12 protein-coding genes are annotated in these 15,035 nt (G+C 67.7%); all 12 read left to right on the top strand.

Annotated features, from left to right (window positions below):
• Nucleotides 1–54: 54 nt before the first annotated feature.
• The 12 genes from FOJ82_RS09915 to FOJ82_RS09970 all read left to right on the top strand — a co-directional run bounded on the left by FOJ82_RS09915 (nt 55) and on the right by FOJ82_RS09970 (nt 15,027).
• The gene (locus FOJ82_RS09915; protein WP_221933095.1) at nt 55–2,115 is read left to right on the top strand and encodes an MMPL family transporter; all 2,061 of its coding nucleotides are present in this window, start codon (nt 55–57) and stop codon (nt 2,113–2,115) included.
• A gap of 44 nt (nt 2,116–2,159) precedes the next feature.
• A complete protein-coding gene (locus FOJ82_RS09920; RefSeq protein WP_143938308.1) occupies nt 2,160–2,603 on the top strand; it encodes a DUF2871 domain-containing protein in 444 nt (147 codons plus the stop codon).
• A 244-nt stretch (nt 2,604–2,847) separates the two neighbouring features.
• Entirely contained in the window at nt 2,848–4,092 is a 1,245-nt protein-coding gene (locus FOJ82_RS09925; RefSeq protein WP_246099831.1) for a sensor histidine kinase, read from the top strand.
• Nucleotides 4,089–4,709, top strand: a complete 621-nt coding sequence (locus FOJ82_RS09930) for a response regulator (protein ID WP_143938310.1) — start codon at nt 4,089–4,091, stop codon at nt 4,707–4,709. The genes FOJ82_RS09925 and FOJ82_RS09930 overlap by 4 nt, the downstream gene beginning before the upstream one ends.
• Before the next feature lie 468 nt (nt 4,710–5,177).
• On the top strand, nt 5,178–6,347 hold the full coding sequence (locus FOJ82_RS09935; protein ID WP_143938311.1) for a M24 family metallopeptidase: 1,170 nt from the start codon (nt 5,178–5,180) through the stop codon (nt 6,345–6,347).
• A 193-nt stretch (nt 6,348–6,540) separates the two neighbouring features.
• Nucleotides 6,541–7,626 carry a sugar ABC transporter substrate-binding protein gene (locus FOJ82_RS09940; protein WP_185975719.1) on the top strand — a complete coding sequence of 362 codons (1,086 nt, stop codon included), beginning with the start codon at nt 6,541–6,543 and terminating at the stop codon, nt 7,624–7,626.
• Nucleotides 7,627–7,704: 78 nt separating this feature from the next.
• The gene (locus tag FOJ82_RS09945) at nt 7,705–9,837 is read left to right on the top strand and encodes a glycoside hydrolase family 20 zincin-like fold domain-containing protein (RefSeq protein ID WP_143938313.1); all 2,133 of its coding nucleotides are present in this window, start codon (nt 7,705–7,707) and stop codon (nt 9,835–9,837) included.
• Nucleotides 9,837–11,384 (top strand): sugar ABC transporter ATP-binding protein, encoded by a 1,548-nt coding sequence (locus tag FOJ82_RS09950; protein WP_143938314.1) that lies wholly within the window; start codon nt 9,837–9,839, stop codon nt 11,382–11,384. Before FOJ82_RS09945 ends, FOJ82_RS09950 begins: the two co-directional genes overlap by 1 nt.
• Complete coding sequence (locus FOJ82_RS09955) at nt 11,381–12,367, top strand: ABC transporter permease (protein ID WP_143938315.1); 987 nt, start codon at nt 11,381–11,383, stop codon at nt 12,365–12,367. Before FOJ82_RS09950 ends, FOJ82_RS09955 begins: the two co-directional genes overlap by 4 nt.
• Before the next feature lie 102 nt (nt 12,368–12,469).
• Nucleotides 12,470–13,456: a LacI family DNA-binding transcriptional regulator gene (locus FOJ82_RS09960; RefSeq protein ID WP_143938316.1), complete on the top strand. Its 987-nt coding sequence runs from the start codon at nt 12,470–12,472 to the stop codon at nt 13,454–13,456.
• A gap of 303 nt (nt 13,457–13,759) precedes the next feature.
• Nucleotides 13,760–14,671 carry a polysaccharide deacetylase family protein gene (locus FOJ82_RS09965; RefSeq protein ID WP_143938317.1) on the top strand — a complete coding sequence of 304 codons (912 nt, stop codon included), beginning with the start codon at nt 13,760–13,762 and terminating at the stop codon, nt 14,669–14,671.
• On the top strand, nt 14,668–15,027 hold the full coding sequence (locus FOJ82_RS09970; RefSeq protein WP_143938318.1) for a sensory rhodopsin transducer: 360 nt from the start codon (nt 14,668–14,670) through the stop codon (nt 15,025–15,027). Before FOJ82_RS09965 ends, FOJ82_RS09970 begins: the two co-directional genes overlap by 4 nt.
• Nucleotides 15,028–15,035 lie beyond the last annotated feature (8 nt).

Here is a 15,035-nt window from a genome sequence, read left to right on the forward strand (position 1 = left end):
GGTGGAGTTGGTGGCATGGCAAATCCTCGTGCTCGCATTCGTTTCGCTGACGGGTTGACCTCGCGCCGTGGCGCGTGGGTGGCCCTCGGCCTGGCCCTGGTGGCCATGGTGAGCCTGTTCGGTTTGTTCAGCGGCGTCGAGGCTCCGCAGCGCACCGCCCATGCCCCGGTGGCCTCGGAGTCGCACCGGGTCGATGAACTGCTCGCGACGTTCCCCGACGCCGAAGCGCAGTCGATGTTGGTGGTCGCCTCGCGAGCGGATTCCGCAACGCTGGGCGAGGCTGACGTCGCGTCGCTGGAGGGGCTGCTGCCCGTACTGGGCGCCTCCACCGGAACCGAGGCGAACGGCCCGTTGGTCAGTGAGGACGGGGCCGCCGCCGTCATCGTCGTCCCGGTCAGGCTCGGCGGGGACGGGACGGAGACGGCCCGGATTGTCGAGGAGTTGCGGGCTGACATCGCGGCCAGCGCGCCGGCCGACCTCGTGCTGCACGTCACCGGCGGCCCGGTCTTCGGGGCCGACGTCGCCTCGGCCTTCAAGGGGGCCGACGTCACGCTCCTGCTGGTCACGATCGCGATCGTGGCCGTCCTTCTGATCGTCACCTACCGCTCGCCGGTGCTGTGGCTGATCCCGCTGGTGGTGGTCGCGCTGGCCGACGGGCTCGCGGGTCGGCTGACCGCCGCCGCCGGTTCCGCCTGGGGCCTGGAGTTCGACGCCGGAATCATCAGCGTGCTGGTCTTCGGCGCCGGCACGAACTACGCGCTGCTGCTGATCTCGCGCTACCGCGAGGAGTTGCTGCGGGAGGCCGACCACCGCGTCGCGCTGAGCAGGGCGTGGCGCAAGACCGTCCCCGCGATCCTGGCGTCGAACGTCACGGTGGTCGTGGCGCTGCTGACGCTCGTCCTGGCAGCGATCCCGATGACCCGCGGGCTGGGCATCCCGGCCGCGCTGGGTCTGCTGGTGGCGCTGGTGGCCGTGCTGTTCGCGCTGCCGCCGCTGCTGGCCGTGTTCGGGCGCAGGGTCTTCTGGCCGTTCGTCCCGCGCCCCGGCGCAACCGGTGGCCAGGGCCGGGGCTGGCGCACCGTCGCCGCGCACGTGGTGCGTCGACCCCTGATGAGCCTGTTGGCGGCGCTCACGCTGCTGGGCGTCATGGCGATGGGCCTGATCGGGACGACGGTCGGGCTGGACCAGCTCGAGAAGTTCCGCGTGGAGTCCGAGTCCGCCGTCGGCCTCGAGGTGCTCTCCGAGCACTTCCCGCCCGGCGAGGCGCAGCCCATCCTCATCGTCACCAACGGCGAGTACACCGACGACGTGGTGGCGGCTGCGACCGGCGTCGACGGCGTCGTGCGCGCCCACCCCACCGGCGCCACCGCCGACGGCGAACTGACGCGCGTCATGGTGACCAGCGAGTACGTCCCGAGCACCGCGGAGAGCCTGCAGCAGATCCAGCAGTTGCGCGACGCCGTGCACGCCGTCGCGGGGGCCGACGCCCTGGTGGGTGGCGCCGTCGCCGAGGACTTGGACGCACGGGTCGGCAGCGAGCAGGACCTGTGGCTAGTCGCTCCACTGGTGCTGGCCGTGTGCTTCGTCGTCCTGGTGTTGCTCCTGCGATCGATCGTCGCACCGGTGCTGCTGCTCGCGGTGAACGTCGCGAGCGCTGTCGCCGCGATCGGGGCGGGTGCGTTCCTCAGTCGCATCCTGTTCGACCAGCCCGCACTGGACCTGCAGGTGCCGCTGCTCGCGTTCCTGTTCCTGGTGGCGTTGGGGATCGACTACACGATCTTCCTGGTGCACCGCGCCCGCGCAGAGGCCGAGTACCTGGGCACCCGCGCCGGGATGGTGGAGGCGGTGGCCCACACCGGCAGCGTCATCACCAGCGCCGGAGTTGTGCTGGCCGCCGTGTTCGCCGCGCTGGGCGTGCTGCCGCTGGTCACCCTCAGCCAGCTCGGCTTGATCGTGGGCCTGGGTGTGATCGTGGACACGCTGGTGGTTCGCACGGTGATCGTCCCGGCGGTCTTCAGCCTGGTAGGCGACCGCATCTGGTGGCCGGGGCGCCTCAGGTCGCGCATCGGTGATGCGAACGTCGACTCTCGAGAGCCCGCCGCAGCCGAGCGCTGAGCCTCCCGCCCCAAGAACCAACACAACGCGGAAAGAAGACCCATATGAAGAAGCTGTTCCACGCATCGTTCGCCTACATGCTCGTGGGCGTCGCCTCCGGCCTGTTCTACCGGGAGTTCACCAAGCTCAACGAGTTCCCCGAGGGGGAGTTCACCCAGCTGGGGCTGGCGCACACCCACCTGCTGACCCTCGGGTTCATCGTGCTCCTGATCGTTCTGGCGCTTGAGAAGGTGTTCGACATCTCCGCCAGCCGGAAACTGTTCAACTGGTTCTTCGGCCTGTACAACGCGGGAGTGGTCCTGACCGCCGGGATGCTCATGGTGCATGGATCACTCACCGTCCTGGGTGAGGAGTCGAACAAGATGATTGCCGGGATCGCCGGACTCGGCCACATGCTCATCACCGCGGGCATGATCGTGTTCTTCCTGGCGCTGCGGCGGGCCGTCCTGCGGCACTCCGAGGCCCGGGAACCCGCTCCGGTCCACTGATCCGATCCGATGGGTGGCCGGGCTCCCGGTGGAGCGGACAGCACCGGAGACGGAGCCGTGCGCTCCACCGGCCCCGGTGGGCGAGGTGCGTGGAGCGGACAGCACCGGAGACGGAGCCGTGCGCTCCGCCGGTGTTGACTGCGCCCGGTCGACGTCGTTGCCAACGGAAGGCATGGTGGGTACGGATGCGGTGGCCAAGGCGCCTCGAGCGGCGCGGATCTGGGAGTGTGACAGCATGAGTCTTGTGAGCTCACCGCTTTCGCACGCTGGGCAGACCCGGGGTGCATCGGCGCAGAACACCGTCCGGGCGATGGAGCTCGGCCAGCACGTCATGGCGGCCTCCCTGACCTCGGTCGGGGTCGTCCGTGCGATCGGGATGGGAACAGAGGCCGCGGCGGCCATCATCGCGGGCGTGGCGGTCGGCACTTGGCACGTGGCAGGGGTGATCCTGCCGTCGAGGTCGCCCACGAGCCGCAGCGTCGTCGGATGGCTCATCGGTTTCGCCCTGGTCTGGGCCGCGGCCGTCGCGGTGTCGGCTGAGTTCGTCTGGTTGTCGTTCCTGCTGTGGCTGTTGGCCGGGCACCTCCTGCCGCTGAGGTGGGGGTTGGCTTTCTCGGGCGTCGTGTTCGGGGTCGTGGTGGCTGCGCCGATCCTGCACTACCAGACATCCAGCTACGCGGACGTGTTCGGGCCGTTGATCGGTGGTGTTTTCGCCTTCGGGATCTCCCGCGGCTACCTCCAGTTGCTCCACGACGCAGCGGAGCGGGAGCGACTCGTGGCGTCCCTCACCAAGGCCCATGAGGAGACGTCCGAGCTGCAGGACGAGCTCGCCCTGGCCCAGCGGCACTCGGGGGCGATCGCCGAACGCACCCGAATCTCGCGCGACATCCATGACACGATCGCCCAGTCCTTGTCCTCCATCCGCCTGGTCTCCCACGCGGAAGCCGCCCGGACGAGTGACCCCGTCGCCGCCCGTACTCTCGGTCAGGTCGAGGCGCTCGCCGGGGATGGCCTCGCCGATGTGCGCAGGATCATCTCCGCCCTTGCGCCGGCCGAGTTGGAGGACGACGCACTCGCCTCGGCGCTGCGGCGCATGCTGGAGCGGGTCAGCAAGGAGACCGGACTCCAAACTGAACTCCACGTGGATGACACGCTGCCGATCCTGCCGACCGACGTCGAGGTCGCGCTGCTGCGAACCGCGCAGTCCGCGGTGGGTAACGTCCGGCAGCACGCATCCGCGACCCGCATCGACATGAGCCTCATCGACGCGGACGACTCCGTCAGGTTGGACATCGTCGACGATGGGATCGGGTTCGACGTCACGGCGTGGGAGCAGGCGGGCGACGCGTCGTCCAGCTATGGGCTGTGGTTCATGCGCTCCCGCCTGCGTGAACTTGGCGGGGGCCTCGACATCGAGAGCGCGGCCGGCGAGGGCAGCGCCGTCTCGGCCCACCTGCCCATCCACCGAACGAGCCAGGAGAATCCATGACCGCGTCCGTTCTGGTCGTCGACGACCACCCCGTGGTTCGCAGCGGGCTCCGTGCGGTCATCGACGCCGACGAGGCGCTGGAGGTCGTCGGGGAGGCCGCCACGGGGGAGGAGGCGATCAAACTCGCCGCCCACCTGAGACCCGACGTGGTCCTGTGCGACCTGCGTCTGGGTTCCGGTATCGACGGCATCGAGACCACCGCAGCCCTGCGGGCGCTCGACCCGGCCCCGGCAGTCCTCATCCTCACAACCTTCGACAGGGATGCCGAGATCCTGGGCGCCATCGAGGCCGGCGCTGCCGGCTACCTGTTGAAGGACCTCGCCCCGGAGATGATCGTCGAGGGCATTCGGCGTGCGGCGACGGGGGACATCGTCCTCGCGCCCGATCTGGCCACCCGCGTGCTGCGAGGAATGCGGAACCCGCTGCCCAAGCTGACAGCGCGGGAGGTTGAGGTGCTCAGACTGCTCGCCACCGGCGCCACGAACCGGGAGATCTCACGCTCCCTGTTCGTGACCGAGGCGACCGTCAAGAGCCACTTGAACCACATCTTCACGAAGCTCGGGGTCGACAGTCGTTCCCGAGCCGTCGCCCACGCGCAGGAGACCGGCCTCATCTGAGATGGTCACCTGAGCCGGGTCACGATCGCCGACGTCGACGTCGGGGGCGTCCAAGGGGCCGCCCGCGGAGGACCTGACCTCACCCGGGCTGGACGTGCGTGGAGCGGACAGCACCGCAGACGGAGCCGTGCGCTCCAGCGGCCCCGGCGGGGGAGGTGCGTGGAGCAGACAGCACCGGAGACGGAGCCGTGCGCTCCACCGGGATTGTGGGCGCCCCGTTCGATCCGGCATCAGTCCAAGTGGTCCCCGTGGCGGCCGTGACGCCAGGCGCGAGCGCCCCGCCGTTGCCGGGTGCCCAAGCAGGGGTTACCGGGGCGACCGATGCGCAATCGTTGCCTCTAGGGGAAATACTTCGGATTGACCGTTGACATCCCACCGTGTGGCTGCCTAGAGTTTGTGGCGCGCAATCGATTGCGCAGCGGACGCCGAAGTTCGCCAACCGTCGGATGGTCGTCAAAGGAGAACACCATGGACCGAGTAATGATCCCTGCCCATGAGTACGCGGAGCGAGCCAAGCGGGCAGGTGAATTGATGCGGCAGCAGGGGCTGGACGCCCTGCTGCTCAACGGCAATGAGGCGGACTACGCCAACACTCGCTACTTCAGCGGGTTCTGGCCCGTCTTCGAGCGGGCCGGCGTCCTGCTCAACCCCGACGGCAAGGGGGCGCTCCTCGTCGGGCCCGAGTCGGACCTCTTCGCCAAGGACACCGGTCACATCGACGACGTGTTCGCCATGGCGGAGTACCGCGAGTCCGCCGACCCCGCCTACCCGCACCTCAAGCTCCCGAAGTTCGGCGACGTCTTCAAGCACCTCGGCGTCACCGGTGACAACCTGCGAATCGGCGTCGCCTCCGTGCTCGACACCAACGTCGTCGTCTGGCAGGCGCTCCAGGAGGCCTTCCCGAATGCCGAGCTCGTGGACGCCCGCGACATCATGGTGGCCCTGCGCTCGGTCAAGTCCGACGCCGAGGTGGCCTGCCTGAAGGAGGCCGGCCGCATCACCGACCTGGCCATCAAGGACGTCGTCGCCGCCATCCGCCCGGGGATCACTGAGCTCCAGCTCGTCGGCGTGGCCCAGAAGTCCATGTACGAGAACGGCGCGGAGTACGAGGGCCTGCCGCAGTACTGCTTCAGCCAGGCCAGCACCCGGCACGCCATCTCCCGCTCCTCCTACCGCACGATCTCCAAGGGAGACATCGTCCAGCTCAACCTCTCGGCGGCCGTCGACGGCTACAGCCCCGCGGTGGGCATCCCGGTGTCCGTCGGCAAGCTCGAGGGCGAGAAGAGGGACATCGTCGACTTCATCCTCGAGATGCACATGTGGACCGAGGCCGAGCTCCGCGCCGGTCGGGTCTCCGGCGAGATCGCCCGCGACTACGAGCAGAAGTTCCTCGACGCCGGACGCAAGGACGCCTACGTCTACGGGCCCTGCCACGGCCTGGGCCTGACCGAGGTGGAGGCCCCCTGGATGGAGACCACCTCCGAGTACGAGCTGAAGCCGAACATGACCTTCCAGGTCGACACGTTCGGGATCGGCTCCGACTTCGGTGTCCGCTGGGAGAAGCCCGTCGTCATCCGCGAAGGCGGCGTCGACTTCCTCGCCGACCAGATCGGCCACATCTACGAGCTCGACTTCTGACCCGCAGGGGCGCGGCCGCCGTCGGCCGCGCCCCTCCCACCCATCCGTACTGAGATTGCCACTCGAGGGGATCCCCCGACCCACGAGTCCCGCGCCCCCTTTCAAGACGTCGACGCACCGTTGCGCCGACGCCCCACGCGGCCCGGAGAGCCCTCCGGACCCGATGTCGAACAACCGGAAATGGAGCAAGAAAATGCGAATCAAGACAGGAGCAGTGGCAGCCCTGCTGTCGGCGGCCATGATGCTGGTGGGATGCTCGGGTGCCACGGAGGACCCGTTGGCCGCGGAGACCACCGGGGGTGGCGAGGCCACCCAGAACGAGGGCGGCGGCGACGAGGGCCACGTCTTCGGCGAGGACGAGACCCTGATCGGCGGCAGCATCTTCACCCTGCAGTACGCCTGGTTCCTCGGCGCCCAGGAGGGCATGGAGCAATGGGGCGAGGAGCACCCCGAAGCGAACGTGAAGTTCCAGTTCGAGGACTCCCAGCAGGACATCCAGACCAACATCGAGAACCTGGAGAACCTCGTCTCGGCCGGCGCCAAGGGCATCGTCGTCTTCCCGACGGACGCCAAGGCGATCATCCCCACGATGGTGGACCTCCACAGCCGCACCGGGACGCAGTTCGTCGTCGGTGACTACCCGCAGCAGCCCGACGACCCGGCCGACGCCGTCTGGAACACCTTCGTCGGACACGACATGACCGCGCTCGGCGAGGCCGCCGGCCAGGTGGCCGTCGACTACCTCGACACGCTCGGCAAGGACGATCCGACACTGCTGTTCATCACCGTCCCCACGTCCGGCCAGGTGAGCGCTGACCGCTTCAACGGCTTCAGCGACGTCGTGACCGCCGCCTACCCGAACGCGACCATCCTGGAGGAGGGCGACTCCGGAGCCGCCGACCGCAACTCCGCGCAGAGCCTGATGGAGAACGTCCTCCAGCGCGAGGCGACGATCGACGTCGTGGCCGGCCACAACGACGCCGAGGTGATCGGCGCCTACAACGCCGCCGTCGGTGCGGGCCGCGACGGCGAGATGAAGTTCATCGGCATCGCCGGTGACAAGGAAGTCCTCCAGTACATCCAGGACGGCAACGAGTCCTGGATCGGCGAGGTGCTGCAGGATCCCGTGGTCCTCGGGTACACCGCCATGGACGCACTGTGGAAGTCGATGGCCGAAGGCGAGGAACTGCCCGAGACCTATGACCTGCCGGCACCCGAGGCCATCACCCCGGACAACATCGGCGAGTACGACTGGCAGAACTGGACCTGGCTCGGCTGAGCCCCTCCAATCCTGGTTGGGCGGGCGTTCCCCCGGCGCCCGCCCAACCGGCCCACTGACCCGGAAGGTTGACCAAAGATGATCCGCACCCTCCCCGAGCCCAAGCAGCTCACAGAAGGCGGGACGCTGACCCGCTCCTTCACCCACCTGCGTGCCGAGGTCGAGGCCATCGGCGACGTTCCCGCCGAGGAGGTGCGCGAACTCGCGGCCCTGCGATTCTGGAACTTCCCGGCAATCCTCACCGACGACACGGGCGCCGATCCCTTCCCGCTGCGCATCCGTGAGGGCGACGGCGGCGCGGCCGACGTCGAGAAGCCGGACCTGTTCGCCGAGCAGGGCTACGTCCTGGAGGTCGACGCCGCGGGCGCAACTCTGCACGCCCGGGCCCGCGACGGCCTGGTCAACGGGCTCACCACGCTCAAGCAGCTGATCTCCGAGCAGGAGGCCGCGGGCGGGACGGGTGCGTTCCGAATCCCCACCTGCCGCATCGTCGACCACCCCTCGATCCCGGTGCGCGCGGTCGCACCCACCTTCAGCTGGTACGCCGGCTACGGCCGCATCGGCTTCGACATGCAGCTGTGGGGCTTCGACGAGTGGGAGCAGTTCCTGCACCAGTGCGTGGACCAGAAGGTCAACCAGCTCAACATGGTGATGTACGGCTACTGGCCCTTCGAGTTCCCCGAGTACCCGGAGACCACCTTCAGCAACATCCCCGTGCAGGTGTGGAACCAGGAGAACGGCCGCTTCATCGACGTCGCCTACTCCCACCCGAACGTGGTGGACAACTACCTGCCGCGGTTCCTCGAGCTCGCCCACCGGATGGGCGTGAAGGTGCTTGCCTACGTGGGCCTCAACTCCTACAACGGAGGCTGGAGCATCGCGCACCCGGAGAAGCGGATGGTGCCGCCGGAGGGCTCGGACTTCCTCAACGACTTCGACTCCGTCTGCCTGTCCGACGAGGAGTCCGTGGACTACATCCTCGCCTCGATGCGGCGGATCGCCGAGCTCGGCTTCGACGGCTACACCCTCGAGGAGTCCGAGGAGGGCTTCTGGTTCTGCAACTGCGAGCGCTGCACCGAGCGCTGGGGCCGGCACGCGTCGTCGCCCGGGGAGGCGAAGCACCAGGCCAACACGGAGCTGCTGATGCGGATCCGCGAGGAGGTGCGCGCCGTCAACCCCGAGGTCATCATCGGCATCCGCGCCTACCGCCAGCCACCCTTGGAGAAGGACCCGGCCTGGCTGCAGGCCACCGCCGACGCGCTGCCCGACGACGTCGTCCTGTTCTGGGCGCCCGCCCTCTACGTCCCCCCAACCGAGTTCGAGAAGTGGGTGGCCGCGTTCGGCAAGGAGCGGATCTGGGGCCGGGACTCCGAGTCCAACTCCATCACCTCGACGATGGGGCGGCTCTACCGGACGTTCGAGTCCAACATGGTCCGCTACGACGACGAGCCCAACGTGCAGGTGATCGAGCGCGACATCGAGCAGCACATCAGCAGCGTCGAGGCGGACGTGCACGGCATCAACGGCTACATCTTCGAGTGGTTCGGACTGTTCCTGCACCTGTTCGCGCACGGCAACTACGGCTGGGGCTCGCGGATGGACCAGGACGAGTTCTTCGAGCGCGTCGGCGCCACCACCTTCGGCGACGAGCTCGGCGCGCGCGTGCTGCGTGTGATGCGCAGCATCCTGACCATCCACGAGTCCCAGATCCCGCTGTACACGACACCGTTCCCGTTCCAGTCGAACAAGATGACCGACGCCGACATCCCGCGGATCGGGCAGGCGATCGCCGACCACGACGCGTTGCTGGCCGAGATCCGTGCGATCCGCGACGAGCTCGACGCGCACCCCCGGTTCCGGTTCTGGTCCAAGCACTTCGACCGGCTCGAGAACGCCGAGCGCCGCAACCGCGTGATCTACGACCTGGTGCTGGCGGCGCTCGCCTACGAGCGCGAGTCCGACCCCGCACGCAAGGACGCCCTCCTCGACGAGGTCCTGCACCACAACGAGCGGGACTTCGCCATCGCGAAGGAGATGTTCTTCGACGTCAACCCCGTCGGCTGGACCGGCGTCAGGAGCTGCATGATGCCGTACCACGAGATGAAGCGGCTGATCCACAACATCCGACACCCCCAGAGCCCGGATGACGACATCATCTGCTCCGGCATCGAGGCCCTCGGCTGGCTGTGGCTGGCCGAGAAGGAGTCCTGATGAGCATTGCCACACCCGCCCGAGAAGAGGAGCGCAGCATGGACGACGAGACCGCCGACGCGCCGCTGGTGGAGGTTCGGGGAGCCGTCATGGAGTTCCCCGGCGTGGTCGCACTGAACGACGTCGCCTTCGACCTGCGGCCCGGTGAATGCCACGCCCTCGTCGGCGAGAACGGCGCCGGCAAGTCCACGCTGGCCAAGGCGATCGCCGGCGAGAACACCCTGACGAGGGGCGAGATCCTCGTGAACGGCGAACCCATCCCGAGGGGCTACGACTCGCGCGCCTCGCAGCACCTCGGCATCGCCGTCGTGCACCAGGAGTTCCAGCTCATGGACGAGCTCACCGCGCTCGAGAACATCTACATGGGCCACCACGAGAAGCGGGGCCCGTTCATCGACCGGCGCGCCCAGCGGGTACGGGCCCGGGAACTCCTCGACTACCTGGGCGTCGACATCCACCTCGACGTCCCGGTCAAGTACCTCCGGACCGCCGAGAAGCAGCTGGTCCAGTTGGCCCGGGCGCTCTCGCAGGACGCCCGGACGATCATCCTGGACGAGCTCACCGCGGTGCTGCCGGAGAACGACGTCGAGAACATCTTCCGCATCGTCAACCTGCTGCGCGCCGACGGCAAGGGCATCATCTACGTCTCGCACCGGCTCGACGAGATCTTCGAGGTCTGCGACCGCTACACCGTCCTGCGCGACGGACGCCACGTGAAGACCGGCGACGTCGCGACCCTCACCAAGCCGGAGCTGGTGGAGTACATCGCGGGCCGCCAGCTCAGCCAGGTGTTCCCCGAGATCAGCGAGCCCCAGGACGAGGTCGTGCTGCAGGTGGAGGGCCTCACCAGCGACGCGTTCACCGACGTCGACCTCACCGTCCGCCGCGGCGAGGTGGTCGGGATCGCGGGCCTGGTGGGCGCCGGCAAGACCGAACTGCTGCGTGCCATCTTCGGCGACTACAAGATCAAGTCCGGCACCATCTCCGTCAACGGCCGGCGGGTGTCCATGACGTCGCCGCGAAAGGCGATCGCGAACGGCCTCGGGTTCATCCCCGACGAGCGCAAGCGGCTCGGCCTGAACAACGCCCTGGACGTTCGCAAGAACACCACGTTGCCGTCGATGCGCAAGTTCCGGAAGTGGGGCGTGTTCATGGACGACCGCGCCGAACTGAAGCAGTCCTACGAGACCCTCGACACGCTCCAGCTGCGCTACAGCTCGCTGTGGCAGACCACGACGAAGCTCTCCGGCGGCAACCAGCAGAAGATCGTGATCGCCAAGTGGCTGATCGCCGACACCGAGATCTTCCTGATGGACGAGCCCACCCGCGGCATCGACGTCGGGGCCAAGTCCGAGATCTACAAGCTCATCACCGCGCTCACCGCCAGGGGCAAGTCAGTGCTGCTGGTCTCACCCGAGATCGAGGAACTCCTCGGCCTCGCGAACCGCATCTACGTCCTCTACGAGGGCCGCATCCGCGACGAGTTCGCGGGAGAGCGCAAGAACCAGTCCGAAATCATGACCAGCCTGTTGGGAGCCGAGAAGTGAGCACCGCAACCGCAACATCCACCTACGCCGCCAAGGCCACTCGCTTCTCCGGCGGCCTGCGGGCCTTCGTGAACGAGTGGATGATCCTGTTCCTGTTCCTGGCACTGTTCGCGATCTGCGCGATCACGATCGACCGCTTCCTGGAACTGGGCAACCTGATGAACATCGCCCGGCAGATCTCCTTCCTGGCGATCGTCGCGCTGGGGCAGTTCTTCGTGATCCTCACCGCCGAGCTGGACCTTTCGATCGGCTCGAGCATCGGCCTGCAGTCGGTGCTGCTGGCCGGGTTCGTGGCCAACTCCGGCTTCTCCGTCTGGGCGGCGCTCGCCCTGGTGCTGGTGACCGCCGTCGTGATCGGGGTGGTCAACGGGCTGCTGGTCATCCACGGCAACGTGCCGTCGTTCATCGCCACGCTCGTGACGATGAACGTGCTCACGGGCATCGCGTTCCTGTACTCCCGGGGCCTGCCAATCAGCGGCCTGCCCAGCTGGCTGAACTACCTCGGCATGGGCTACTTCTACTCGATCCCCGTGCCCGTCTACCTCATGATCATCGTCACCGTCTTCTGCTACGTGTTCACCATGCACACCGAGCTGGGGCGCAGCTTCTTCGCCGTCGGCGGCAACAAGGAGGCCGCCCGCCTCTCCGGCATAAACGTGAAGTTCATCGGCGTGCTCGCCTTCGTGCTGTGCTCGCTGCTGGCCACCATCGGTTCCATCGGCCTGACGGCCCGCACGATGTCCGGTTCCGCGACGCTCGGTGACGCCATGCTGTTCGACGTCATGACCGTGGTCGTCCTGGGCGGCACCTCCCTGTTCGGCGGCAAGGGCAACGTGCTCGGGGTCGTCCTGGCGGCGTTCCTCACCGGCGTCATCTCCAACGCGATGGTGCTGATGAGCATCGACACCTACTTCCAGTGGATCGTCAAGGGCGCCATCCTCATCACGGTGGTCCTGATCGACGTCAACTCGAAGCGGAAGTGACCGTGCGCGCGCACCCGCGGTGGTCCATCAGGGCGCCCGGGGCCCACATGGAGTCGCCGCCCTTGCCAGAGGGTACGTTCGTGCCGTGGAGGAGGTGGGGTCATGACAACGCTGCGTGACATCGCCCAGGAACTGGGGATCGCGGAGTCGACGGTCTCCCGCGTCCTCAACAACAAGGGCCGGGTGGGCGAGGTCACCAAGCAGAAGGTGCTGGCCTACGTCGACAAGGTCCAGTACCACCCCAACCAGATGGCCAAGTCGCTGAAGATGCAGTCGGCGCACTCGCTCGGCGTGGTGGTGCCCGACATCAGCAACGAGTTCTACGCGCTCCTGTTCAAGGAGATAGACCGACTGATCAGCGTCGAGGGGTACACGCCCATCCTCTTCGACATAGGGGACGACGTCGAGCGCGAGGAGGCCTTCCTGGCCCAGCTGCGTTCCCACACCGTCGACGGCCTGGTGGTGGCCACCTCCGGCAGCGACGCCTACCGGGGCCTGCCCGAGTCGACCATGCGCAGGATCGTGTTCGTCGACAACCTGCCGCACGGTGACCCCGAGTGCAGCTACGTCGGCGCCGACAACGTGAAGTCCTCCTACGCGCTGACCCAGCACCTCGTCGAGCGGGGCCACACCCGGATCGCGACCGTGGTGGGTCCGGCGGGGGAGTCGTCGGCACTGGAGCGCCTCGAGGGGATGCAGCAGTGCCTGGCGGACAACGACCTCTCACTGCCTGCCGACTGGATCGCACGCACCAACTTCCAGTACGCCGACGGCTACGCCAAGGCGACGGCGCTGCTGGATCGCGACGACCCTCCCACCGCGATCATCGCCCAGAACAACGTGCTGGCCTACGCCACCATCCGTGTGGCCAGGTCGCGGGAGATGCAGGTCCCGCGCGACCTCGCCGTCGCCTGCTTCGACCACCTGGACGCCTACGGCTTCATGCGGCCCGTGATCACCAGCATGGTGCAACCGCTGGACCAGATCGCCGCCAAGGCGTGGGAACTGCTGCAGGCCGGAATCGCCGGCGAGCACCCGCACACGCTGCACCGCTTCGACGCGAGCTTCCAACTGGGCGAGACCACCTGACGTAAGTACACCCACCCCCGTTGGTCGAGTAGGGCGCCGACCGACACCCGCAACCGTTGGTCGAGTCGGGCGCCCCGCGCCCGTGTCGAGACCTCCGCGATCACAACTCCATCCCCCGTTGGTCGAGTAGGGCGCCCGGCGCCCGTGTCGAGACCTCCGCGATCACAACTCCATCCCCGTTGGTCGAGTAGGGCGCCCGGCGCCCGTGTCGAGACCTCCGCGATCACAACTCCATCCCCGTTGGTCGAGTAGGGCGCCCGGCGCCCGTGTCGAGACCACCGCCCCGACCCGAAAGTGAGAACCATGAACCAGAACCCAATCACCGTCGTAATCGGCATCGACATGGAGACTGACGTCGGCAGCTTCACCCCCTACTACGAAGGTCTCCGGGGCGGTACGCCGCTGCTGCTGGACCTGTTCGACGAGCTCGACGTGACCACGACCTTCCTGTTCACCGGCGAGGCTGCCCGCGACAACCCGGAGGTGGCCAGGGAGTGCCTGGACCGGGGCCATGAGGTGGGCTCGCACTCCTACCAGCACGAGACCGTCGGCGACCCGCTGTTCGACCTGCCCGGCACCAAGCCGATCCTCCCGCACGAGGTGTACCCGCGGATCGAGTTGAACACCAAGCTCGTCGAGGAGGCCACCGGGATCCGACCCGTCTCCTTCCGCTGCCCGCGACTGTGGGGATCCACGGAAGTGGTCAATGCGCTGGAGGAGCTCGGCTACGTCGCCGACCTCACCTACCCGATGTACTACTACCGCGAGCAGTTCGCCCCCTACCACCCGGACCCCGAGGACTGGACCAAGCAGGGGGACTCCAAGGTCCTCGAGATCCCCAACTTCGCGGACATGGTCATGGAGTCCAACGATCCGGGTCTCGAGCGCGACCGCGACCAGTGGCCCCTGTTCCGCACCAAGGGCGGGCAGTACATGCTGGAACGCTCGCTGGCGTTCCACGAGTTCTGCGGTGAGAAGGGCATCGACACCTTCCTGTGCTTCTACATCCACCCCTGGGAGTTCTGGCCGATGGAGCCGAGCTACAACTTCGGCGAGGCCACCGTCATCCCCGAGGAGTTCATCACCAAGAACACTGGGCCAGCCGCCATCGAGGAGATGCGCATCCTCATCCAGGGCCTGAAGGACGCAGGTGCGGTCTTCATGCAGTCCAAGGACGTCCCAGCTCTCCTGCAGGAGCGGGGCGTGAACTCATGACCGGTCGCAAGGTTTGGTTCTTCCCCGACGCGGAGCTCCCGCCCCCGGGCGACGGCGAGATCCAGGGCCACGAGTCGGTCATCATCCTCAACCCCAACCCGCAGCCTGCGAAGGTCGAGATCACCCTCTACTGGACCACGGGGGAACCGGACAGGTTCACCGTCGAGGTTGAGCCGGAGGCGGTCCGCTGCCTGCGGACGAACGTGCTCTCCGACATGGGTGGCCACGACATCCCGCTCGAGGTGCAGTACGCCATCGGGTTGTCCTCGGACGTGGGCGTCGTCGCGCAGTACGGGCGCCTCGACGTCCGCCAACCCAACATGGCGTTCTACTCGACCCCCGGCTACTGGGAGTAGCAGCCGGG

The organism is Tessaracoccus rhinocerotis (assembly GCF_007197885.1).
Classification (GTDB): domain Bacteria; phylum Actinomycetota; class Actinomycetes; order Propionibacteriales; family Propionibacteriaceae; genus Arachnia; species Arachnia rhinocerotis.

What these genes read in the sequence shown, in the direction of transcription:
- FOJ82_RS09945 (WP_143938313.1), top strand. Translation starts at nt 7,705, where the DNA reads ATGATCCGCACCCTCCCCGAGCCCAAGCAGCTCACAGAAGGCGGGACG.
- FOJ82_RS09960 (WP_143938316.1), top strand. Translation starts at nt 12,470, where the DNA reads ATGACAACGCTGCGTGACATCGCCCAGGAACTGGGGATCGCGGAGTCG.
- FOJ82_RS09930 (WP_143938310.1), top strand. Translation starts at nt 4,089, where the DNA reads ATGACCGCGTCCGTTCTGGTCGTCGACGACCACCCCGTGGTTCGCAGC.
- FOJ82_RS09935 (WP_143938311.1), top strand. Translation starts at nt 5,178, where the DNA reads ATGGACCGAGTAATGATCCCTGCCCATGAGTACGCGGAGCGAGCCAAG.
- FOJ82_RS09920 (WP_143938308.1), top strand. Translation starts at nt 2,160, where the DNA reads ATGAAGAAGCTGTTCCACGCATCGTTCGCCTACATGCTCGTGGGCGTC.
- FOJ82_RS09940 (WP_185975719.1), top strand. Translation starts at nt 6,541, where the DNA reads ATGCGAATCAAGACAGGAGCAGTGGCAGCCCTGCTGTCGGCGGCCATG.
- FOJ82_RS09970 (WP_143938318.1), top strand. Translation starts at nt 14,668, where the DNA reads ATGACCGGTCGCAAGGTTTGGTTCTTCCCCGACGCGGAGCTCCCGCCC.
- FOJ82_RS09965 (WP_143938317.1), top strand. Translation starts at nt 13,760, where the DNA reads ATGAACCAGAACCCAATCACCGTCGTAATCGGCATCGACATGGAGACT.
- FOJ82_RS09950 (WP_143938314.1), top strand. Translation starts at nt 9,837, where the DNA reads ATGAGCATTGCCACACCCGCCCGAGAAGAGGAGCGCAGCATGGACGAC.